Source organism: Roseovarius sp. (assembly GCF_965277045.1).
Taxonomy (GTDB): Bacteria; Pseudomonadota; Alphaproteobacteria; order Rhodobacterales; family Rhodobacteraceae; genus Roseovarius.
This window is the reverse complement of the sequence record NZ_OZ255712.1, coordinates 3926377-3946825: the sequence shown is the minus strand read 5'-3', so window position 1 is coordinate 3946825 and position 20449 is coordinate 3926377. Positions and strand designations below refer to the sequence as shown.

Sequence of the window (20449 nt, the reverse complement as noted above, 5' to 3'; positions counted from 1 at the left end):
GCTGCCCCACGCCATCCGTCGGGTCATCCCGGGCGCGACAGGCGCAACCGACGCGACGTCGCACTTCCTCCGGCCCCTGCGCGGCGCCGACGCGCAAGAACCCGCCAACATTCGGCCCAATTTCTGCGCGTTTTTGCCTGAATAGTCGCCCGGCGCGCATTCGATTGCGCAGCGATACTCGACAGCCGACACAGGGCGCACCGAACACAGCCAAAAGGTTTCAACGATGTCCGTTGCCAACAGTTTCGAACGCCAGATGCTCGACCTCATAAATGCCGAGCGCACGTCGCGTGGCATCGCGCCCCTCACGCTGGAACTGCGTCTGAACGACGCCAGCGAGGATCACAGCGCCTGGATGGACGACACCCTGATCTTCAGCCACACCGGTGTCGGCAATTCCAATCCCGGCGACCGGATGCGTGACGCCGGCTTCGTCTTCTCCGGCAGCTGGACATGGGGCGAGAACATCGCCTGGCAATCCGAGCGTGGCGCACCCGGCATCTCCGACGACGTCGTGGACCTGCACAACGGCCTGATGAACAGTCCGGGCCACCGCGCCAACATTCTCAATCCCGATTTCGAGGTGATCGGCCTCGGGATCGAGACCGGCTTCAACCGCGGCTACGAAGCGGTCTATGTCACCCAGGTCTTCGCCCGCACCAGCGCGCCTCTGCAACTCGACATCGTGAACGACGACCCGCCACCGCCTTCCAGCCCCTTGCCGCCCCAGGATGATCCCGCTCCCGACGAGGACCTTGTCGGCAACAATTCCGACAACCGCCTCGAAGGCGGCGTCGGGAACGACACGCTCATCGGCCTCGGCGGCGACGACACCCTGCGCGGCGAAAGCGGCGCAGACGAAATCGACGCGGGCGACGGCGCCGACACGGTCTATGCGCATGGCGGTGATGACGATGTGAATGGCGGGATGGGCAACGACATGCTCGACGCGGGCAAGGACGCCGACATGGTGAAGGGAGGCGTCGGCAATGACACGCTGATCGGGGCATCCGGCAATGACACGCTCTCGGGCGGTTCGGGTGACGATTCGCTCGACGGCGGCTCCGGCAAGGACCGCCTGCGCGGCGGGTCGGGCGACGACATGATCTACGGCGGCAGGGGGTCGGCCAAGGACACGCTGCTCGGCGGGGCGGGGAACGACCTGCTCGACGGCGGCAACGGCAAGGACAAGCTTTTCGGCGAGGCCGGCAACGATGTTCTTCTCGGTGGGGGCGGCGAGGACGTCTTCGTGTTCACGTCCGGCCACGACGACGTGCTCGATTTCGATCCGTCGCTGGCCAGGGAACGGATCGACCTCAGCGAGACCGCCGCGATCACCAGCTACTGGGACCTCATGAACGGCGGCCATATCTACCAGTCCGGCAGTGCGACCGTCATCGACGACCTCGACGGCAACACGATGACGCTCCACGATGTCGCGATGGACGACCTGCAATCGAGCGACTTCATCTTCTGATCCGGGCGCAGGCTACGGGCCCGGCCCCATTCTGAAGGGTGGACAAGCGCGCCGCGGTTTGCTAGACGGCCACTTCCTGCACTTTATGCAACTTCAACCTAGAAAGGTGGTGACAACCACATGCAGGTCAGTGTTCGCGACAACAATGTCGATCAGGCGCTTCGTGCCCTGAAAAAGAAACTGCAGCGTGAGGGCGTTTTTCGCGAGATGAAGCTTCGGCAACATTTCGAGAAGCCGTCCGAGAAAAAAGCGCGCGAAAAGGCCGAGGCTATCCGCCGCGCCCGCAAGCTCGCACGCAAGAAGGCCCAGCGCGAAGGTCTCCTCTGAGACCCGCCGCCAAGGCCACACGCATTGTCATGACGACCCCCGGGCACCCGCTTCGGGGGTTTGTCTTTATTTCAGGGGCCGGGGCCCGATGGACAGCCACGGGCCCAAGTGGCAACGGCCTCACCGAATCGATCCACATCGGCTAACAGCATGATACAAATGGCACTCCTGAGAATTCTTGTAGCTTTGGTCACAGGTGCCGTCGTGATGCCGGCGCCCCTTGCCCACGCACAAGCCAACACCGTCGGCCTGAAGACCTACATGGATGAATGCATCGCCTGGATCGACACGGCCGGCGCATCGCCTCTTTCTGGCGACTGGTTTGCGATCAACCCCAGAAACACCTGGAAATGGGGATACACCTCGCTCTATCACAGCACGCGATATACCTATGACCTTCGGGCGACCATGGTCACCGATGCTTCGAAATACGACAGCAGGTTTCTGGATTTCGGCTGCCTGATCGCTCCCAACCTCGCCAATTTCCACGAAAAGGACGCCTACATGTCCCGGTTCGGTTCACGGTTGGGCGCGGAGTCGCAGAAAGCATATCGAACGTTATTTCACAAAACCCGCAATACGGCACCACCGAACCCAAAGGCCGAAGCGGTCGCCGTCACCTCCATCGCGGCCAGTCTTCGCAAAGATCCGGCTTACCGCCAAACCTCGCTGACAAAGGGGCCTCAAGCCACGATCACCAAATTCGTGCATTGCGGTCGGCCCTTGCGCGTCATCGAAATTAAGTCACCCGCCAAGGACGACGGATCCAGGTCTTGGCACCTCGACATTTGGAAACCGACGGGCAAGAACCAGATTGACGACGTAAGACGCCACTGCGCTGGCGGATAAGCCATCGCGGCAGCATCGGAAGTTCGCTGACCGCCCGACCCGGAGCGATCCTTTCCCGAAACCCTCAACCGACAGTGCTCTTTGGCACGATCGCCCGAAAAAGCCTGCTCCGCCATCCCAAGAAGGTTTTGGAATCACCACTCGTTTCCTATATGGAGCCGTATCTGCAACCCGAGTTCACGTGAACCGATGACCGATTCTGCGCCCATCACCCAGGATGTCCTGACCATCCCCCGCAAGCTGCCCGAGGGGCCGATCAACCTTGTCGGCCTCACCCGCGACGCCCTGCGCGACACCTTGATCGCCCACGGCACCCCGGAAAAGCAGGCCAAGATGCGCGTGAACCAGATCTGGCAGTGGATCTACGGCTGGGGCGTGCGCGACTTCGCCGACATGACCAACCTCTCCAAGGCCTACCGCGCCGAACTGGCCGAGAAATTCGTCATCGACCTGCCCGAGATCGTCGACCGCCAGGTCAGCGCCGATGGCACCCGCAAGTACCTGGTGCGAATCGCCGGCGGGCACGAGGTGGAAACCGTCTACATCCCCGAGGAAGACCGCGGCACGCTCTGCATCTCCTCCCAGGTCGGCTGTACCCTCACCTGTTCCTTCTGCCACACCGGCACGCAGAAACTGGTGCGCAACCTGACCGCCGGTGAAATCATCGGCCAGGTCATGCTGGCCCGCGACGATCTGGATGAATGGCCCAAACCAGGCGTCGGCATGGGCACAGATGGCCCCCGCCTTCTGTCGAATATCGTGCTGATGGGCATGGGCGAACCGCTCTACAATTTCGAAAACGTCCGCGACGCGATGAAGATCGCGATGGACGGCGAAGGCATCGCGCTGTCCCGCCGCCGCATCACGCTGTCCACCTCCGGCATCGTCCCTGAAATTCACAAGACCGCCGAGGAAATCGGCTGCATGCTGGCCGTCAGCTTCCACGCCACCACCGACGAGGTGCGCGACAAGCTGGTGCCGATCAACCGCAAATGGAACATCGCCGCCCTGCTGGATGCGCTCCGTGCCTATCCCAAGGCCTCGAACTCCGAGCGGATCACGTTCGAATACGTCATGCTCAAGGACGTCAACGACAGCGACGAGGACGCCCGCCGCCTAGTGCAGCTGATCAAGGGCATTCCAGCCAAGATCAACCTCATCCCGTTCAACGAATGGCCCGGAGCCCCGCACCAGCGCTCCGACTGGGACCGGATCGAGAAATTCGCCGACATCATCTACAAGGCCGGCTATGCCTCGCCCATCCGCACCCCGCGGGGCGAGGACATCATGGCTGCCTGCGGCCAGTTGAAGTCCGCCACCGAACGCCAGCGCAAGTCCCGGCGCGAGATCGAGGCCGAGGCCGGCCTTTGAATTTCATCGCATCCCGGGCTTGACCCGGGAACGCCGCCTCTCTTAAACCCCCGGACCAAGCCCGTGGGATCGTTGAGCCGTGACCTCCCCGCCACCCGCCATCCCGCCCGCTTTCGACCCACCACGCACAAACTGGAATACCCGATGGCCAAAGACGTCGAACTGCTCCTCTGCCCCGTGAACCTGCGTCACCTCGAAACCAACACCCGCGCCTATGACGAGGCCGTCTCTATGGCCAAACGCCGTCGCGCCAAGCTCATCGTGGCCACCGTCGCCCCGGAAATGGAACGCAACCTCAACATCCGCGACTCCGAGGTGTACTGGTCCCAGCAGCTGGCGAAGTTCCTCAACGACAATCCGCCCGATGGCGTCCAGGTAGAAACCGTCGTGCGCAAGGGCGCGATCCACCGCCAGATCGTCAAGCTCGCGGACGAGCGCAAGGTTGACGTCATCGTGATGAACTCGGCCAACCCCAAGGTGCAGGACTACCTGTTGGGCACCACCGCCAGCCACGTCGTCACCCACGCCAAGTGCTCGGTCTACGTGGTCCGCGGCTGACGCGCGCACCGGGACCGGCACGGCCACGGGCCCGCCGGTCCCCCCGACACCGGCTGTTCGATCCTGATCCGACCGGCCACGGGGCCGCGGTCTCCCTCGGCACCGGCGCGGCCTTGCGCGCAAGGCCAAGGTTGCTGTCACGGCTCACAGTGCTAAGTCTCCGGCAAATCGAAGACCAGCACTGGACGACCCATGTATCTTTTGACCCGTATTCTGCTTGTGGCCGCGCTCGGCCTGTTTTTCCTCACCCCCGCCAGCGCGCAAGAGGCCAACGTGCCCTCTGCCGAGGCACAGCAACTCATTGATCTGCTCGAAAATCCCGAGGCCCGCGACGCGCTGATCCAGTCGTTGCGCGGCGCGGCCGAAACCACCACCACCAACGAGGTCGTCGATCCCGAGGAAGACACCTCGATCGGGCGCCAGCTGGCCGATTTCACCAAGTCCTTCTTCGAGACCGCCGCCACGTCCGTCGGCTCCGCCCTGGGTGCGGTAATCGCCCTGCCCACCACGCTCCTGGCGCTCGATGGCGGGCAGCTCGACGTATTGTGGGAGGCGCTTCAGGCGCTGGCCGTGGTCATCGTCGTCACCGTCGGCGCCTACCTGGTGCTGCGGGCCGGGGCGCGGCTGATCTATCGCCGCATGGGCGACAAGGCCCATGACTGGGGCTTCGTGCGCACCCTCGCGGTGGTCGCCGCCACCTGCCTCATCGACATCCTCGTGGTCCTCGCGGCCTGGGGTCTCGGCTATCTCGTCGCGCTGTATCTTTACGGCGAAACCGGCGTCATCGGCGTGCGCCAGACGCTCTATCTTAACGCCTTCCTGCTCGTCGGACTGGCCAAGGTGGCCATCCGCGCGGTGCTCGCACCCTCCACGCACGAACTGCGCTTCGTCGCCATCTCCGACGTCGCCGCCCGGCGCATGTCCTCGTGGTTCGGCGCCATCGCGTCCGTCATCGGCTACGGCCAGCTCCTGATTGTCCCCATCGTCAACCGGCAGGCCTCCTATGCCGCCGGGCGGGGCATCTCGACCCTTCTGGCCTTCATCGCCATCGCCATGGCCGCCATCCTGGTGGTGCGCTCGCGCAAGGATGTCGCCGGCTGGATCCTCGGCCCCGACCCCGAAGAGCGGCCCAGCGCCCTGCGCTTCATCGGCCGCAACTGGTACATCCCGGTGCTGCTCTACCTGGCGGGCCTCGCTGTCATCGTGGCCGCACGCCCCGACGGGCTGATCCTGCCGCTGCTGATCAGCTCGGCGCAGGTGGTCGGCATCATCATCCTCGGCGTGCTGATCTCGGGCGGGCTCTCGCGTTTCGCGGTGCGCGGCATGCACATGCCGATGAACGTCAGCAGCCGCATGCCCACGCTCGAGCCGCGGATCAACTCCCTTCTGGGCCGCGTGATCCAGGTCGTGCGCGTCTTCATCGTGATCGGCGTTCTGGCCTTCGCGCTCGACGCCATCGGTCTCTGGGACATCTCCGGCCTGATGCGCAGCGAGTTCGGCGTCTGGGCCGCCGGCGCCATCATCAGCATCGCCTTCATCCTGCTGGCCGGCGCGATCCTGTGGCTGGCGCTGGTGTCATGGGTCGACTACCGCCTGAACCCCGAGTTCGGCAGCGCTCCCACCTCGCGCGAGATCACGCTGCTGACGCTTCTGCGCAACGCCGCCACCATCGCGCTCATGGTCATCATCGTGATGTTCGTGCTGGCCGAGCTTGGGGTCGACATCGCCCCGCTCATCGCCTCCGCCGGTGTGCTCGGCCTGGCGATCGGTTTCGGTGCGCAGAAGATGGTGCAGGACATCATCACCGGCATCTTCATCCAGTTCGAGAACGCCATCAACGTGGGCGACGTGGTGACGCTGGGCGGCACCACCGGCACGGTCGAGAAGCTGACCATCCGCTCGGTCACCCTGCGCGACGTCCACGCCGTGGTGCATCTCATCCCGTTCTCCTCCGTGGACATGGTGTCGAACTACGTACGCGATTATTCCTACTTCGTCGCGGATGTGGGCATCGCCTACCGCGAGAACGTCAATGACGGCAAGGACGCCATGGTCGACGCCTTCGAGGAACTGCGCGCAAGCGAAGCCGGCGAGAACATCACCGGCGACCTGGAATGGTTCGGCGTCCAATCCCTGGGCGACAGCGCCGTGGTGCTGCGCGCCCGGATCAAGACCGTGCCGGGCACGCAATGGGGCACCGGCCGCGCCTTCAACGAGATCTGCAAGCGGATCATGGACGAACGCGGCATCGAGATCCCCTTCCCGCACCAGACCATCTATTTCGGCGAGGACAAGAACGGCGCCGCCACCCACCTGCGCCTCGACCGCGCCGCGGACGAGGCCAGGACAATCGAGGGGTCCAGCCAGGCACCGGCGCAGGACACCAGGAAAACCCAGGACCCCCATCTCGACATGAAAGACGACCCCGACGTCTGACGGGGGCGGCACGCACAACACGGTCGGCTGCATTTTCCACGCGGAAAATGCCCCCGGAAAATGCGCATTTTCCGGGCGCGGAAATTTTGAAATTTCCGCGCCGCCCCGTGCGGTCCGTTAAGCCGCCGAATGTGCGAAAATCACACCGTCGTCATACCACCCGGATACCGACACGATACCGACGTCCCGTTTCGGCGCCCCGACCCGCCGTTAACCATTCTGTCAGCAATTTGCAGAATTCTTTTCCGCGCCACATTTCGGCACGATTGTTGCCACGCACCGTATTTATCGCTGTTTCATCAACCTATTTGTGGAAGGGTAGGAAACGATGGGATTTGAGACCAAGAACGACATCCGCAACTTCGTCATGCGCGAACGCCTGCGCTGCGTCTCCGACCGGGAATGGAAGTTCCGGCTGCGCGGCTACGGCTTTGCCATCCGCGACACCGACGAGGGCCGCATGGTCACCTCGCTGACCGGCCGCGGCGATCTCTGCACGCTGGGCGCCGGCGCCTGAGACCGCCGTTACAGGGTTGAATTTCCGCGCCGCACGGTATTCGCTGTGGCAAAGTGGAAAGGACACCCATGACATCCTATCTCGGCGTGATCGGGGGCTCGGGCCTCTATGAAATAGAGGGCCTGCAACACCCCGAATGGGTCACGGTGGACACCCCCTGGGGCGTGCCCTCCGACCAGGTCCTGACCGGCATGCTGGGCGACACCTACATGGCCTTTCTGCCCCGTCACGGGCGCGGCCACATGCATTCGCCCTCGACGGTGCCCTACCGCGCCAATATCGACGCGCTGAAACGCATCGGCGCGACCGACATCGTCAGCGTCTCCGCCTGCGGGTCGTTCCGCGAAGAAATGGCGCCCGGCGATTTTGTCATTGTAGATCAATTCATTGACCGCACCTTCGCCCGCGAGAAATCCTTCTTCGGCCAGGGCTGTGTCGCCCATGTCAGCGTGGCCCACCCCAGCTGTCCGCGCCTCGGGTCAGCCTGCGCCGAGGCCGCCCGCGCGGCCGGCGTGACGGTCCATGACAGCGGCACCTACCTCGCCATGGAAGGCCCGCAATTCAGCACGCTGGCGGAATCGAAAATGTACCGCGAAAGCTGGGGCGCCGACGTCATCGGCATGACCAACATGCCCGAGGCCAAGCTCGCCCGCGAGGCCGAGCTTTGCTACGCCTCCGTCGCCATGATCACCGACTACGACAGCTGGCATCCCGACCACGGCGAGGTCGACGTCACGCAGATCATCGGCACCCTTCTGGGCAACGCCGACAAGGCCCGCGACATGGTCGCCCGCCTGCCCGGCCTGCTGGGGTCCGAAGACCGAGGGCCCTGCGCCCATGGCTGCGACCGCGCCCTCGAACACGCCATCCTCACCGCGCCCGAGGCCCGCGACCCGGCCCTGGTGGCGCGTCTCGGTGCCGTCGCGGGCCGCGTCCTTTAGAAAGGCTTTACCCGATGCCTCTAGATCTCTGGCTCACCTTCGTCGCGGCGACGCTCGCGCTTTTGTTCATCCCCGGCCCGACCGTGCTCTTGGTCCTGTCCTACGCCCTCAGCCAGGGCAAGCGAATCGCCGTCGCCTCCGCCACAGGCGTCGCCCTGGGCGATTTAGTGGCGATGACCGCGTCCCTTCTGGGACTCGGTGCATTGGTGCTGGCCTCGGCCACGCTCTTTACCGTGCTGAAATGGATCGGCGCGGCGTATCTGGTGTATCTCGGCATCAAGCTCCTGCGCAGCGCCCCCAGCGCCGGGCTGGGCCAGGTCGCCACCGGCCCCAAACCCGCCAGCGGCGTCTTCTGGCACGCCGCCGCCGTCACCGCGCTGAACCCCAAATCCATCGCCTTCTTCATCGCCTTCGTACCGCAATTCGTCAGCGTCGACAGGGCTTTGGCCCCGCAATTCGCCATCCTGATCGCCACCTTCGTGGGTCTCGCATGGCTCAACGCGCTGATTTATGCGCTTCTGGCCGACCGGCTGCGCCAGACCATCGGGCGGCCTTCGGTCATCACATGGCTCACCCGTGGCGGCGGCGCGGCGCTCGTGGGCATGGGCGTGATGACAGCCGCCCTGCGCCGCACCGCGTGAGCGGCGCACCCGGCACCGTCCTCGTCCTTGGGGCCGATGGCTTCATCGGCCGCCACCTCGCCTTCGGCCTGCGCGACGCGGGCTGGCACGTGCTCGCCTGCGCCCGCCGCACTGCGCGCCTGAAACGCATGGGTTTCAACACCTTGCAGGTCGATCTCACCGACCCGCAGGCCCACGACCCCGCCTTCTGGAGCAGCCAGACCTCCGGCGTCACCCATTTCGTCAACAGCGCCGGCGTCCTTGACGCCTCCGAGGCCACCTACACCGCCGTCCACGGCACCGCTCCCCAGGCGCTCTACAACGCTCTCCCCGACGCGCAGGGCTTGCTCATTTCCGCTGTCGGCATCGACGGCGCCGACACCGATTTTGCCCGCTTCCGCCAGAAGGGTGAGAAAATCGCGTCGGATCATGACGTTACCATCCTCCGCGTCGGCCTGGTTCTGGGCGAGACCTCCTATGGCGGCTCGTCGCTCGCCCGAGCTCTGGCCGCCCTGCCGGTCTTCACCCCGGTCGTCGGCGACGGGCAACAGACCTTCAACCCGATCCACTCCGCCGACCTTGCCCGCGCCGTCGATCACCTGCTGCGCCATCCCCCCGGCCCCGGCCCGCATGACATCGGCGGACCTGAAACCGTGACCCAAGCCGGGATGCTGCAAGCCTTGCGCGCATGGTTCGGGCTGCGTCCCACCCGCCTGCTGCGACTGCCCGTCGGGCTTGCCAAAGCCCTGGGCCGGATCGGTGACGCCATGCGCCTCGGGCCGATCTCCGCCACCTCGGTCGCGCAACTCCAGAACGGCGTCCTGGCCGACCATGCCAGGCTGACCGAGACCCTGCCGGAGAAACCGCGCGGCTTTTCCACCTTTCTCGCCGCACGCCCCGCCGGCACGCAAGACCTCTGGCACGCCCGGCTCTACCTCGCCCGCCCGGCCCTGCGCATCGTGCTGGCCCTTCTGTGGCTGGCCTCCGGCCTTCTGGGGCTCTTCCTGCCACGCGCCGATTTCCTGCCCCTGATCCCGGACAAGTCCCTGCCCGACGCAGCCCTCGTCGCGATGGCCCGTCTGGGTGGCCTCCTGGACCTCGCCCTCGCCGCTGCCCTGTTCCGAGGCTGGCGCCCCCGATTGCTCGCCGCGCTTCAGGCCGCGCTGGTCCTCTCCTACACCGTTGCCTTTACGATCCTTGCCCCGGGCCTGTGGCTGCTGCCCTTGGGCGGTCTTCTCAAGAACCTGCCCATACTCGTCCTCATCGCGGTCCACGCCATCCTCGAAGACGAGCGCTGACGATGGACCCTTACCTGATTACCAAGTGGCTCCATATCCTCAGCTCGACCGTCCTCTTCGGCACCGGCATCGGCACCGCGTTCCAGATGGTCTGGGCAATGCGCACGGGCCGGGTGCAGACGATCCACTCCGTCGCCTCTGGCGTGGTGGTGGCCGACTGGCTCTTCACCACTCCCGCCGGGATCGTGCAGCCGCTCACCGGCCTTGCCCTCATCCACATGGCAGGCTTCGACCCCTTCGCACCGTGGCTCCTGGCGACCTACGCTCTATACGTGATGGCCTTCCTCTGCTGGGCGCCCGTGGTGCGCCTGCAGATCCGCATCCGCGACCTCGCCGCCGAGGCGCTGCGCACCGACGCGCCCCTGCCACCGGCAGCGCACCGCGCCTACCGCCTCTGGTTCGCCCTCGGCTGGCCCGCCTTCGCGGCGCTGACATGCGTCTTCTGGCTGATGGTCACGAAACCCGCCCTCTGGTAGGCGCGTCAGCTGTTTTTCTTGATGAATTTCCGGATGAACCCGCGGATCTCCCGCGCCGCGCTGGTGTCCATCTCCTTGCACAGCTCGATGAACGTGTCGCGGTCATCCTTGTTCAGCCGCAGGATCAGCTGGCTGTCTTTCTTCCCGGCTTTCTTGTCGTCAGTCTTGGCCACGCGAGCTCCTGATTTGCGTTTTCCGTCACCGGCTTGCCAAGGTATATACAAAGCATATGCAGCCTTGGCAAACGCTCTTGCAAATCAATTCCTTGGCCGCCAATACCCTGCCGATCCCAGCCAAACCTTGCGATTTCGCGCCAGTTGCGCCAAACGCAAAGGCGGACAGGCCCAACCGGAGACACCGCCATGCCCAACGCGAAAACGGTCAAGGATTACATCCGCACCATCGTCGACTTCCCGCATGAGGGCATCATGTTCCGCGATGTCACCACGCTCTTTGCCGACCCGCGCGGACTGCGCCTTGCGGTGGACCAGTTGCTGCACCCCTACGCCGGTATGGCAATCGACAAGGTCGCGGGGCTCGAGGCGCGCGGTTTCATCCTGGGCGGCGCCGTGGCTCACCAACTGGGCAAGGGGTTCGTGCCGATCCGCAAGAAGGGCAAACTGCCCGGCAAGGTGATTTCCGAGGAGTATCTACTGGAATACGGCGAGGCCATCGTCGAGATCCACGACGACGCCATCACCCCCGGCGAAAAGGTCCTGCTGGTCGATGACCTTTTGGCCACCGGCGGCACCGCCGAGGCGGGTATCAAGCTGATCGAACGGCTGGGCGGCGAGATCGTCGGCTGCGCCTTCGTCATCGACCTGCCCGAACTGGGCGGGCGCAAACGGATCGAGGCGCTCGGCATGGACGTCCACACCCTCTGCGAATTCGACGGGGCCTAAAGCTCCTCGTACCAGTCGTCGATGATCTTCACCGCCTCCTCGGCGGACTCCACGAACTGAAACAGGTCAAGGTCGTCGGCGCTGATCGTTCCGGCCTCCGACAGCGCCTCCCAGTTGATGATCTTGCGCCAGAATTCCTCGCCGAACAGCAGGAACGGCACGCGTTTCATCCGGTCCGTCTGGATCAGCGTCAGCGCCTCGAACATCTCGTCCAGCGTCCCGAACCCGCCGGGGAAGCAGCAGATCGCCTTCGCGCGCATCAGGAAATGCATCTTGCGGATGGCGAAGTAATGGAAGTTGAAGCAAAGCCCCGGCGTCACGTATTCGTTCGGCGCCTGCTCGTGCGGCAGCACGATGTTCAGCCCGATCGACGTACCGCCCGCATCGGCCGCCCCACGGTTGCCCGCCTCCATCACGCCGGGCCCGCCGCCCGTCGCCACGACGAACTCGCGGCCATAACTCTGCATCGACTTTTCGGTCAGCATCTTCGCAAAGCTGCGCGCCTCGTCATAAAACCGCGATAGTTCCGCCAACGTCTCGGTCCGCGCGGTATCCTTGACCGCAGGTTCGGGAATCCGCGCGCCGCCGAACAGCACGACCGTGCTCTCTATCCCGCGTTCGTTCAGGATCATCTCGGGCTTCAGCAGCTCCAGCTGCAACCGCACGGGCCGCAGCTCGTCGCGGCACAGGAAATCGTCGTCGGCAAAGGCCAGGCGATAGGCCGGCGCACGGGTCTGCGGCGTGTCGGGCACCTGCGCGGCGGTGCTGCGATCGGAATGCGCGTCCCGAAACTGGCTATTGCGGTCGTCTTTCATCCTGAACTTCCCTGTTGGGTTCGTTTTTCCACCCGTATAGGGTTCCACGCGATTTGCCTAGATACGGGGCATAAAGGAAAGGCTTGAAATGGACTGGAAAACCGAGATCGCCGCCGCGAAATTCCGCATCGCTCCGTACCTGCGTCGCACCCCGGTGGCGCAGGTGTCGGGCTTCGGCCTCGACCGCCCCATCGAGCTCAAGCTGGAGCACACCCAGCACACCGGCAGCTTCAAGCCGCGCGGCGCCTTCAACACCCTTCTGTCGCAGGACGTCCCCAAGGCCGGGCTGGTCGCGGCCTCAGGCGGCAACCACGGTGCCGCCGTGGCCTATGCTGCCGCGAAACTTGGCCACCGTGCCCGCATCTATGTGCCCGAAATGGCCGGCCCCGCCAAGATCGCCCTGATCCGCGACCAGGGCGCCGATCTGCACGTGGTCGAAGGCGCCTATTCCAATGCGCTCGATGCCGCCCGCGAATACGAGGCCGAAACCGGGGCGATGCAGATCCACGCATACGACGCGCCCGCCACCGTGGTGGGCCAGGGCACCTGCATGGCCGAGTGGGAGGACCAAGGGCTGGAGGCCGACACCGTCCTGATCGCCGTGGGCGGCGGCGGGCTGATCGCAGGCGCGCTGGCGTGGCTCGACGGGCGGCGCAAGGTCGTGGCGGTGGAGCCTGAGACCTGCGCCGCGCTGAATGCCGGACTTGAGGCCGGCAAGGCCGTCGATGTCGAGGTCTCGGGCGTCGCGGCCAACGCGCTTGGCGCGCGGCGCATCGGCTCGATATGCCTCGACCTCGCGCAAGCGCACGACGTGACCTCCGTCACCGTCAGCGACGACGCCATCACCGCCGCCCAGCATGCGCTCTGGAAAGACGCCCGCCAGCTTGTCGAACCCGCCGGCGCCACCGCCCTCGCCGCGTTGAGCAGCGGCGCCTACCGACCTGAAAAAGATGAGCGAATTGCGGTCTTGGTCTGCGGCGGCAATCTCACGCCAGATCCCTTATCGGCGGATTGACGCCCGTTTTCCCGCTTTGCCGAAACGACCGGGAACGCTCTTGGAAATCGCCGCGTTAAGGCCTCAGATTGCCGGCGGACATTCCGTCTGCATGGCATGCCCATGTGAGTGAGGAGGATTTCCAAATGAAGACCCGACTTCTGAGCCTGACCCTTGCCGGCACCCTCGGCGCTGGCGCCGCCATGGCGGATGTCGACGCAACCGCCGTGACCGACCTGAACCTGCGCGCGGGCCCCAGCCCGGCGCAACCCGTGATCGCCGTCATCCCCAACGCCGGCGCCGTCAGCATCTTGGGCTGCATCGAAGCCAGCTCCTGGTGCGAGGTCAGTTACAACGGCACCCAGGGGTGGGCCTATGGCGACTATCTCGCCGCGTCCACCGATGCCGGTTCGGTCCGCGTGATCGAAAACCGCAGCGCGATGCAACTCCCGACCGTGACCTATGACTATAGCGAAGCGGACACCGTCGCCGCTGGCGGTGCCATCGGCACAGTGGTCGACGACACCTATATCACTCCGATCACGCCTGCAGACAATACGGTGGTCTATGTGCGCGACAACCCGATGGAGCCGATCTATCTTGATGGCGAAGTCGTGACCGGCGCACAGTTGCCCGCGGCCGTGGCGCTGCAACCCGTCCCCGATACCGAGTATCGCTACGCCTATGTGAACGGCGTGCCGGTGCTGGTGGAACCGGCAGAGCGCCGAGTGGTCTACGTGGTGCGGTAACGCCGTATCCTGGCCCCTTGTCCCTCGGCGGGCGTCCTCGGGCGCCCGCCTTTTTCATGCGCGCACGGCGGAACCTGCCGCGAATGACCGGCGTCGCGTCGCATTGCGATCCCCCCCGTCCGCCCGTATAGGGCATTTCAGCACAACACGACCTGCCAAGGGGAGCACGCAACAGATGTCCAACGCACAGCTTGAAACCGCAATCGAGTCCGCATGGGAAACCCGCGACCAGATCACGCCCTCGACCGGCGGCGAGACGCGCGAGGCCATCGAGGCGACGCTCGACGCTCTCGACAGTGGCAAACTGCGCGTGGCCGAACGGCAGGAGAACGGCGACTGGCTCGTCAACCAATGGGCCAAGAAGGCCGTGCTGCTGGGCTTTCGCCTGAAAGACATGGAACCGCAGGCGGGCGGCCCGCAAGGCAGCACCTGGTGGGACAAGGTCGACAGCAAGTTCAAGGGCTGGGGCGACGCCGAATGGAAGGCCGGTGGGTTCCGCGCGGTCCCCAACTGCATCGTGCGCAAATCGGCCTATATCGCCCCCGGCGTGGTGCTAATGCCCTCCTTCGTGAACCTCGGCGCCTATGTGGACGAAGGCACGATGGTCGACACCTGGGCCACCGTCGGCTCCTGTGCGCAGATCGGCAAGGGCGTGCACCTGTCTGGCGGCGTCGGCATCGGCGGCGTGCTGGAACCAATGCAGGCCGGCCCCACGATCATCGAGGACAACTGCTTTATCGGCGCCCGGTCCGAGGTCGTCGAAGGCTGCATCGTCCGCGAAGGCTCGGTTCTGGGCATGGGCGTCTATATCGGCAAGTCCACCAAGATCGTCGACCGCGAAACCGGCGAGGTTTTTATGGGCGAGGTTCCCCCCTACTCGGTCGTCGTGTCGGGATCGATGCCCACCAAGAACAACCTCAACCTCTACTGCGCCGTGATCGTCAAGCGGGTGGACGAACAGACCCGCTCCAAGACCGCCATCAACGAGTTGCTGCGCGACTGATCCCTGCGCGGCAGGCCCGGCACGAGGTCCTCATGGCCAAAGACCCTGACAAGAAGAAACCCCAGCAGGTCTTTACCCTGCTGGTCGAGATCGGCCGCAAGCAGGGCGACGGTCTGCCGGACAAGGCCACTGGCGCCGCGCTGGTGGTCTATGCCTCCGGCGTGGACGAGGCGGAAGCGGTACGCGAAACCGTGGCGATCCTGAAACAGGCCGACACCGCACCGCTGGATGTATCCGGGTACGGCACGCTCGACGAGCGCCTCGCCGAGGGCCACGAGATCAGCGACGACGAGAAAGAGCTGATGCAACGCGCGCTGGACGAAAACGCCGTCATCGTCGCCCAGGTGACGCCCTTCTACGACTGACCTTCCGCGCGGTTCAGGCCGCGCGGCTTGTCGCCAGTGTAACCGCCTCGAACGGTTTCAGCACCGGCCAGACCGGCTTGGCGTGTTCAGGCAGGCGATTTCGGTCGAACGGCGCCAGAACACTTGCGGCGATGGCCTCGGGTTTGCGCCGAAGCCGCCCGATGTAAAGGCTCTCCAGCGCGCATCCCGCCGCCAAGACGGCCTCGTGCCCCGGCAACAGCAGATGGTGATAGGTCACAAGGTCCGGCCCCTTGGCGTGAAAGGCGGAGCGATCGTTCACAAGGTGCCGCGCCGGCACAAGAACCGCCTCGCGGCCGAACATGTATTCGACCTCGCTGCCGTGCATCACCAGCCGCTGCTGCGGCGAGACCACGATGTCCTGCGTCAGCTTGAAATAGGGCGCCCGCAGGCGAATGGGCCGGAAACTGCCCCGCGCGGGAACGGTACGCTTGACCACCTGCAACACCGGCACGCGCTGGCCGTCATCCGTCAGCACCACGTCGCCACGGCGAATCTCGCCCGCCGGACACTCTCCCCGGTCTGTCATGATCGGCACCTGCGCGGTCAATGCTGGCAACGGTCCCACCGGCTCGATCCGGTCGGACAGGGCAAGGAAAATCACCTCCTCGTCCACCTCGAAATTGCATCCATGGGCGAAAACCGCGTTCAGGTCGTCGATCGGCAGGGGCAGCGTGGCAGTCATCGCCACGGTGTGCACCTGGTCGGATTCGGGTCGCTCCAGCGTCAGCCGGGCCCAACCTTCGGTGCTATCCCAGGAATAGGTCAGGCGCAGGATATCCAGTCGCCCGTCGCCATCCACCGGCAGGGTTGCGTGGCAGATGTCGTCGCCCTGCGCGTCCACCAGGACGATACCGCCCTGCGGCAACGCCTGGATCGAAAACAGGCCCGGCATCGGCCATGTCCGCCGGAACGCCAGCATGGTCTGCGGCCGTATTTCAGCCGAGATGCGGCTCTCGACCACCAGGCTGCCACGGTGCAGCACCCGGTCCGCCCCGGCTTCCGTCAGTCGCGGATCCGGTTTGAACCAGCCATCGTTGCGATCACGCAGTCCGATCCATCCCATTGTCACGCCACCCATTTCTTTGAAAGGATCTGCGCCTCGAAGCCGCGCAGCATCCGTCTTGCCGCAGGGCTGTAGCCTTCGGCGGTTTCGGGGTCGATTTCGGGGAACAGGGTGCAGATCTCTTGCAGCACCTCGGCCTCGAAACTGTCCTTGATCTGCGGCCCGGGCAGAAAGCTCTCGGTCGGCAACCCTTCCGAAACGATGACCTGATGCCTGTCGAACAGCAGGTGAAAGTAATCGACGGTGTCGACCTCGACGCGCCGCACGCTGCGGTCGTTGACCAGGTCCTTGGCCGCCACCAGCACCTCGCGCTCGCCAAACAGCAGTTCGGCCAGGCTGTCGCGGATCAGAACCCGGTGCAGCGGCGAAAGCCACAATTCACCATGCGCGCCGAACGTGTTCGCCAGAATGCGGATCGGGGCGTACTCCCCCGTTCCGGCAACCTCGCGATGGCCGATCCAGCGCACCGGCTGCAACCCTTCGTCGCGCGTCATGACAAGATCGCCCACGCACAGGTCCTCGACCGCGACCTCGCCGCGCTCGCACCGAATGCGCGACCCGCGCACGAAACACGGGATCGAATTCAGCGTGACGAAACCGGTATCGCTCTGCCCGTTCGCGCTTTCGACCGTGTAGGTAAAGTTGACTTCCTCGACGTCGCCGTCTCCCACGACCGTAATGGTGCCGTCCGCGTTCAACTGCACCGTCTGACCGGTGGCCAGCGTGACCGTGCTGCCCGCAACGACGTTCTGCCCGTTGATCTGCGTGATCGTCAGTGCACCGGAGGTGTTGTTCACGTCGTTGTCCAGAACATCCAGCGTCTTCGACCCTGTCGGATACAGCTTGGACACATCGTCCAGCGCCACCAGCGTCGTCTGAACGCTGTTGCCCGCGATGATCAGCGTCGAGTCGTAATTGGCGTCCGTCACATCCGCGATACCGATCCGGATCGAGTTCACATCGCCAGAATTGACCGGAATCGTCAGCGTCATCGTGACGGTGAAACCGTCCATCTCGGTGTTGTACTGGTCCGAGGTATTGTCGACGTACAGGTTCGCGTTAGACCCGGCATTCAGGTTGTTGGGGTCGATATCCCCGTCCCCTACGCTCAGCGGGACCTGCGTGCCGTTGATCCAGACTCCTACGAAGTCCTGAAAGGAACCCACCGCGTATTCGGGGAACTCTTCCGAGGCGAAGACGAACTGCATCGTCATCACATCTCCGGTCGGAATGAAATCGACGTCGAGGAAAGAGGCGTCGTAGGTATTTGTCCCAGCCGCCGCGTTGAACATCGGGTCGTTGTTCGGACCGCTCGAATTGGTCGTGGTCTGGGACGACTGGTTCGAGTTGCCCGACCACCAGGACGTGTAATTGGTGAACCCGTTCAGGTCTCCGGTCGAGAACATCACGCCGGTATCCGACGGCATCACACCTGGCGAGACCGAGTTGCCTTGCGTGTATATCCCCGAAGAATCGTTGTCGCCGGTGTAAGAGGCGCTGACCACCTGAACACCGTCACCAAAAATCGTCTCGGCCATTTCTCTTGCCGACGCACGATCGTCTATAGGGATTTCAACGCCCCTGACCATACTGCCCACCTCATGTACGTCCAAGGTCAGCGCACGCCAAAAATCGGCTTTTCCGGTGGTCCGGTCTGACACGTCGCGGCTTGTTTTTATGTGCCTGCTTGCGTGTCGGGCGATTTGCCCAGCTGCTCTTTTGCCCTGCCTCGGGTCATTTATTAAGGATCGGTTACCACGTTTTTTTCGCTTTGTTAAGGAATTCCGTCACCGACCCCGTCCCGGAGGCAAAGTTTTTTCCCGGCGCGGGTTTGCGGTTACAGACCGTGCAGGCTAGGTCTGTCGAAAGTTCACAGGATAGACCTCCATGCCACAAGACTCCGCCCCCATCGACCCCGTCGACCTGACCGCAAAACTGGTTCGCTGCGCCTCGGTCACCCCCGAGGAAGGCGGCGCACTCGTGTTGCTGGAAAATCTGCTGTCCGAGGCGGGCTTCGCCTGCACCCGCGTGGACCGGGGCGGCATCGCCAATCTCTTCGCGCGCTGGGGCGAAAAGGGCGCGGCCCGCAGCTTTGGCTTCAACGGGCATACCGACGTGGTGCCGGTGGGCGATGCCGCGGCCTGGACCGCCGATCCCTTCGGCGCGGAGGTTCGCGACGGCCAGCTTTGGGGCCGCGGCGCCACGGACATGAAATCCGGCGTCGCCGCTTTCGCCGCCGCGGCAATCGACTTTGTGCGCACCACGCCCCCCGAGGGCGCGATCCTCCTCGCCATCACCGGCGACGAGGAGGGCGACGCGCAGGATGGCACCGTGGCCCTGCTGGACTGGATGGCAACCGAGGGCGAAGCGATGAGCGCCTGCCTCGTGGGCGAGCCCACCTGCCCCGAGACCATGGGCGACATGATGAAGATCGGCCGCCGCGGCTCGATGTCGGCGTGGATCACGCTGACCGGCGTGCAGGGGCATTCGGCCTACCTGCACCGGGCGCTGAACCCGCTTCCGGCAATGGCACGGCTGGCCGACCGCCTGTCCAGCGACGTGCTGGACGACGGGACCGATCATTTCGACCCGTCAACGCTCGCCGTGGTGACCATCGACACCGGCAACCCGGCGACCAACGTGATCCCCGAAAGCACGTGCATGACGGTCAACATCCGTTACAACGATGCCCATAGCGGCGACAGCCTGACCAGGTGGCTTCAATCCGAGCTGGATGCGGTCTGCGACAGCTTCGGCGTCACCGGCGAGATGACGGTCAAGAATTCCGGCGAAAGCTTCCTCACGCCGCCGGGGCCGCTTTCGGACCTCGTGTCGAGCGCGGTTCAGGCCGAGACCGGCCAGACGCCGGTCCTGTCGACCAGCGGCGGCACATCCGACGCGCGCTTCGTCAAGGATCACTGCCCGGTGGTGGAATTCGGCCTGGTGGGCCATACCATGCACCAGGTCGACGAGCGGGTGGACATCGCCCATATCGAACAGCTCAAGGCGATCTATGCCCGCGTGCTGAAAGACTACTTCGCGTGATCCGCCGCCAGCTGGTGGTGATGCTGAAAGAGCCCCGTCCGGGCCGGGTGAAGACCCGCCTGGCCCGCGACATCGGGCCCATAGCGGCCACCTGGTGGGTCCGCCATCAGACCGCGCGCCTGCTGCGCCGCCTGCGCGATACCCGCTGGGATCTTGTACTGGCCGTCGCCCCGGACGTGGCGAGTCTGACCAGCCGCGCCTGGCCGGATGACCTTGAACGCATCCCCCAGGGGCCCGGCGACCTCGGCGCCCGCATGGCCCGCGTCATGCGCAGCCGCCCGCCCGGCCCGGTCTGCATCGTAGGCGGCGACATTCCCGGCATCACCCCCGCCCATATCGTCCGCGCCTTTGCCGCACTCGGGCGGAACGACGCGGTCTTCGGCCCGGCCCCCGACGGCGGCTACTGGCTGGTCGGGATGAAACGCATCCGCGCGGTGCCCGCGAGCTTCCTGCAAGACGTCCGCTGGTCCACTGAGCACGCGCTGGCCGAAAGCCGCGCAACACTACCGGACTCGCGGATCGGTCTGGTCGACACGTTGCGGGATGTGGACACGGCGGACGATCTTCGCGCGCTGTAACCCGTTTCGCCGCGGGCCAAGCCCGCGTCGACCGGCTGGGGGTT

22 protein-coding genes are annotated in these 20449 nt (G+C 64.9%); 18 read left to right on the top strand and 4 right to left on the bottom strand.

Annotation, left to right across the window (positions count from 1 at the left end; all coding sequences use genetic code 11):
- Positions 1-226 precede the first annotated feature (226 nt).
- From ACQY4V_RS19675 to ACQY4V_RS19625, 11 genes are all read left to right on the top strand, one after another.
- The gene (locus ACQY4V_RS19675) at positions 227-1477 is read left to right on the top strand and encodes a CAP domain-containing protein (protein ID WP_428514655.1); all 1251 of its coding nucleotides are present in this window, start codon (positions 227-229) and stop codon (positions 1475-1477) included.
- A gap of 120 nt (positions 1478-1597) precedes the next feature.
- Complete coding sequence (gene rpsU / locus ACQY4V_RS19670) at positions 1598-1804, top strand: 30S ribosomal protein S21 (protein WP_007818122.1); 207 nt, start codon at positions 1598-1600, stop codon at positions 1802-1804.
- Between the two features lie 159 nt (positions 1805-1963).
- Positions 1964-2653 carry a hypothetical protein gene (locus ACQY4V_RS19665; RefSeq protein ID WP_428514653.1) on the top strand — a complete coding sequence of 230 codons (690 nt, stop codon included), beginning with the start codon at positions 1964-1966 and terminating at the stop codon, positions 2651-2653.
- A 189-nt stretch (positions 2654-2842) separates the two neighbouring features.
- Positions 2843-4024, top strand: a complete 1182-nt coding sequence (gene rlmN / locus ACQY4V_RS19660; RefSeq protein ID WP_428514651.1) for a 23S rRNA (adenine(2503)-C(2))-methyltransferase RlmN — start codon at positions 2843-2845, stop codon at positions 4022-4024.
- A gap of 144 nt (positions 4025-4168) precedes the next feature.
- Positions 4169-4582 carry a universal stress protein gene (locus ACQY4V_RS19655; RefSeq protein WP_428514649.1) on the top strand — a complete coding sequence of 138 codons (414 nt, stop codon included), beginning with the start codon at positions 4169-4171 and terminating at the stop codon, positions 4580-4582.
- A 192-nt stretch (positions 4583-4774) separates the two neighbouring features.
- On the top strand, positions 4775-7018 hold the full coding sequence (locus tag ACQY4V_RS19650; RefSeq protein WP_428514647.1) for a mechanosensitive ion channel domain-containing protein: 2244 nt from the start codon (positions 4775-4777) through the stop codon (positions 7016-7018).
- A gap of 328 nt (positions 7019-7346) precedes the next feature.
- Positions 7347-7535: a hypothetical protein gene (locus ACQY4V_RS19645; RefSeq protein ID WP_428514645.1), complete on the top strand. Its 189-nt coding sequence runs from the start codon at positions 7347-7349 to the stop codon at positions 7533-7535.
- 68 nt (positions 7536-7603) lie between these two features.
- Positions 7604-8476, top strand: a complete 873-nt coding sequence (locus tag ACQY4V_RS19640; RefSeq protein WP_428514643.1) for an S-methyl-5'-thioadenosine phosphorylase — start codon at positions 7604-7606, stop codon at positions 8474-8476.
- Positions 8477-8490: 14 nt separating this feature from the next.
- Positions 8491-9117 (top strand): LysE family translocator, encoded by a 627-nt coding sequence (locus tag ACQY4V_RS19635; RefSeq protein ID WP_428514641.1) that lies wholly within the window; start codon positions 8491-8493, stop codon positions 9115-9117.
- Positions 9114-10394 (top strand): DoxX-like family protein, encoded by a 1281-nt coding sequence (locus ACQY4V_RS19630; RefSeq protein WP_428514639.1) that lies wholly within the window; start codon positions 9114-9116, stop codon positions 10392-10394. Before ACQY4V_RS19635 ends, ACQY4V_RS19630 begins: the two co-directional genes overlap by 4 nt.
- Positions 10395-10396: 2 nt before the next feature.
- Positions 10397-10870, top strand: coding sequence for a DUF2269 family protein (locus tag ACQY4V_RS19625; RefSeq protein ID WP_428514637.1), 474 nt, complete (start codon positions 10397-10399; stop codon positions 10868-10870).
- 5 nt (positions 10871-10875) lie between these two features.
- On the opposite strand, the gene ACQY4V_RS19620 is transcribed toward ACQY4V_RS19625, so the two are convergent.
- Complete coding sequence (locus ACQY4V_RS19620) at positions 10876-11043, bottom strand: hypothetical protein (RefSeq protein ID WP_428514635.1); 168 nt, start codon at positions 11041-11043, stop codon at positions 10876-10878.
- Between the two features lie 189 nt (positions 11044-11232).
- On the opposite strand from ACQY4V_RS19620, the gene ACQY4V_RS19615 reads away from it, so the two are divergent.
- Positions 11233-11772, top strand: a complete 540-nt coding sequence (locus tag ACQY4V_RS19615; protein WP_152491035.1) for an adenine phosphoribosyltransferase — start codon at positions 11233-11235, stop codon at positions 11770-11772.
- On the opposite strand, the gene ACQY4V_RS19610 is transcribed toward ACQY4V_RS19615, so the two are convergent.
- Entirely contained in the window at positions 11769-12587 is an 819-nt protein-coding gene (locus ACQY4V_RS19610) for a TIGR00730 family Rossman fold protein (protein ID WP_428514632.1), read from the bottom strand. The two genes, ACQY4V_RS19615 and ACQY4V_RS19610, sit on opposite strands and share 4 nt — an antisense overlap.
- Before the next feature lie 88 nt (positions 12588-12675).
- Here ACQY4V_RS19610 and ACQY4V_RS19605 point away from each other — a divergent pair, with 88 nt between their 5' ends.
- From ACQY4V_RS19605 to ACQY4V_RS19590, 4 genes are all read left to right on the top strand, one after another.
- Positions 12676-13602, top strand: a complete 927-nt coding sequence (locus ACQY4V_RS19605) for a threonine/serine dehydratase (protein WP_428514630.1) — start codon at positions 12676-12678, stop codon at positions 13600-13602.
- A gap of 125 nt (positions 13603-13727) precedes the next feature.
- Entirely contained in the window at positions 13728-14330 is a 603-nt protein-coding gene (locus ACQY4V_RS19600) for a DUF1236 domain-containing protein (protein ID WP_428514628.1), read from the top strand.
- A gap of 175 nt (positions 14331-14505) precedes the next feature.
- The gene (gene dapD / locus ACQY4V_RS19595; protein WP_428514626.1) at positions 14506-15333 is read left to right on the top strand and encodes a 2,3,4,5-tetrahydropyridine-2,6-dicarboxylate N-succinyltransferase; all 828 of its coding nucleotides are present in this window, start codon (positions 14506-14508) and stop codon (positions 15331-15333) included.
- A 32-nt stretch (positions 15334-15365) separates the two neighbouring features.
- On the top strand, positions 15366-15698 hold the full coding sequence (locus ACQY4V_RS19590) for a hypothetical protein (protein WP_428514624.1): 333 nt from the start codon (positions 15366-15368) through the stop codon (positions 15696-15698).
- A 13-nt stretch (positions 15699-15711) separates the two neighbouring features.
- Here the strand turns inward: ACQY4V_RS19590 and ACQY4V_RS19585 are convergent, their stop codons facing one another.
- Positions 15712-16782: a Hint domain-containing protein gene (locus ACQY4V_RS19585; RefSeq protein WP_428514622.1), complete on the bottom strand. Its 1071-nt coding sequence runs from the start codon at positions 16780-16782 to the stop codon at positions 15712-15714.
- Positions 16783-16784: 2 nt separating this feature from the next.
- Positions 16785-18371: a Hint domain-containing protein gene (locus ACQY4V_RS19580; RefSeq protein WP_428514620.1), complete on the bottom strand. Its 1587-nt coding sequence runs from the start codon at positions 18369-18371 to the stop codon at positions 16785-16787.
- A 298-nt stretch (positions 18372-18669) separates the two neighbouring features.
- Here ACQY4V_RS19580 and dapE point away from each other — a divergent pair, with 298 nt between their 5' ends.
- Entirely contained in the window at positions 18670-19827 is a 1158-nt protein-coding gene (gene dapE / locus ACQY4V_RS19575) for a succinyl-diaminopimelate desuccinylase (protein ID WP_428514618.1), read from the top strand.
- Positions 19827-20405 carry a TIGR04282 family arsenosugar biosynthesis glycosyltransferase gene (locus tag ACQY4V_RS19570; RefSeq protein WP_428517305.1) on the top strand — a complete coding sequence of 193 codons (579 nt, stop codon included), beginning with the start codon at positions 19827-19829 and terminating at the stop codon, positions 20403-20405. Before dapE ends, ACQY4V_RS19570 begins: the two co-directional genes overlap by 1 nt.
- The last annotated feature ends 44 nt before the right edge of the window (positions 20406-20449 follow it).

What these genes read in the sequence shown, in the direction of transcription:
- ACQY4V_RS19645 (WP_428514645.1), top strand. Translation starts at nt 7,347, where the DNA reads ATGGGATTTGAGACCAAGAACGACATCCGCAACTTCGTCATGCGCGAA.
- ACQY4V_RS19600 (WP_428514628.1), top strand. Translation starts at nt 13,728, where the DNA reads ATGAAGACCCGACTTCTGAGCCTGACCCTTGCCGGCACCCTCGGCGCT.
- rpsU (WP_007818122.1), top strand. Translation starts at nt 1,598, where the DNA reads ATGCAGGTCAGTGTTCGCGACAACAATGTCGATCAGGCGCTTCGTGCC.
- ACQY4V_RS19605 (WP_428514630.1), top strand. Translation starts at nt 12,676, where the DNA reads ATGGACTGGAAAACCGAGATCGCCGCCGCGAAATTCCGCATCGCTCCG.
- ACQY4V_RS19580 (WP_428514620.1), bottom strand. Translation starts at nt 18,371, where the DNA reads ATGGTCAGGGGCGTTGAAATCCCTATAGACGATCGTGCGTCGGCAAGA.
- ACQY4V_RS19665 (WP_428514653.1), top strand. Translation starts at nt 1,964, where the DNA reads ATGGCACTCCTGAGAATTCTTGTAGCTTTGGTCACAGGTGCCGTCGTG.
- ACQY4V_RS19585 (WP_428514622.1), bottom strand. Translation starts at nt 16,782, where the DNA reads ATGGGATGGATCGGACTGCGTGATCGCAACGATGGCTGGTTCAAACCG.
- ACQY4V_RS19590 (WP_428514624.1), top strand. Translation starts at nt 15,366, where the DNA reads ATGGCCAAAGACCCTGACAAGAAGAAACCCCAGCAGGTCTTTACCCTG.
- ACQY4V_RS19625 (WP_428514637.1), top strand. Translation starts at nt 10,397, where the DNA reads ATGGACCCTTACCTGATTACCAAGTGGCTCCATATCCTCAGCTCGACC.
- ACQY4V_RS19610 (WP_428514632.1), bottom strand. Translation starts at nt 12,587, where the DNA reads ATGAAAGACGACCGCAATAGCCAGTTTCGGGACGCGCATTCCGATCGC.
- dapE (WP_428514618.1), top strand. Translation starts at nt 18,670, where the DNA reads ATGCCACAAGACTCCGCCCCCATCGACCCCGTCGACCTGACCGCAAAA.
- ACQY4V_RS19615 (WP_152491035.1), top strand. Translation starts at nt 11,233, where the DNA reads ATGCCCAACGCGAAAACGGTCAAGGATTACATCCGCACCATCGTCGAC.
- dapD (WP_428514626.1), top strand. Translation starts at nt 14,506, where the DNA reads ATGTCCAACGCACAGCTTGAAACCGCAATCGAGTCCGCATGGGAAACC.
- ACQY4V_RS19675 (WP_428514655.1), top strand. Translation starts at nt 227, where the DNA reads ATGTCCGTTGCCAACAGTTTCGAACGCCAGATGCTCGACCTCATAAAT.
- ACQY4V_RS19655 (WP_428514649.1), top strand. Translation starts at nt 4,169, where the DNA reads ATGGCCAAAGACGTCGAACTGCTCCTCTGCCCCGTGAACCTGCGTCAC.
- ACQY4V_RS19650 (WP_428514647.1), top strand. Translation starts at nt 4,775, where the DNA reads ATGTATCTTTTGACCCGTATTCTGCTTGTGGCCGCGCTCGGCCTGTTT.
- ACQY4V_RS19635 (WP_428514641.1), top strand. Translation starts at nt 8,491, where the DNA reads ATGCCTCTAGATCTCTGGCTCACCTTCGTCGCGGCGACGCTCGCGCTT.
- rlmN (WP_428514651.1), top strand. Translation starts at nt 2,843, where the DNA reads ATGACCGATTCTGCGCCCATCACCCAGGATGTCCTGACCATCCCCCGC.
- ACQY4V_RS19640 (WP_428514643.1), top strand. Translation starts at nt 7,604, where the DNA reads ATGACATCCTATCTCGGCGTGATCGGGGGCTCGGGCCTCTATGAAATA.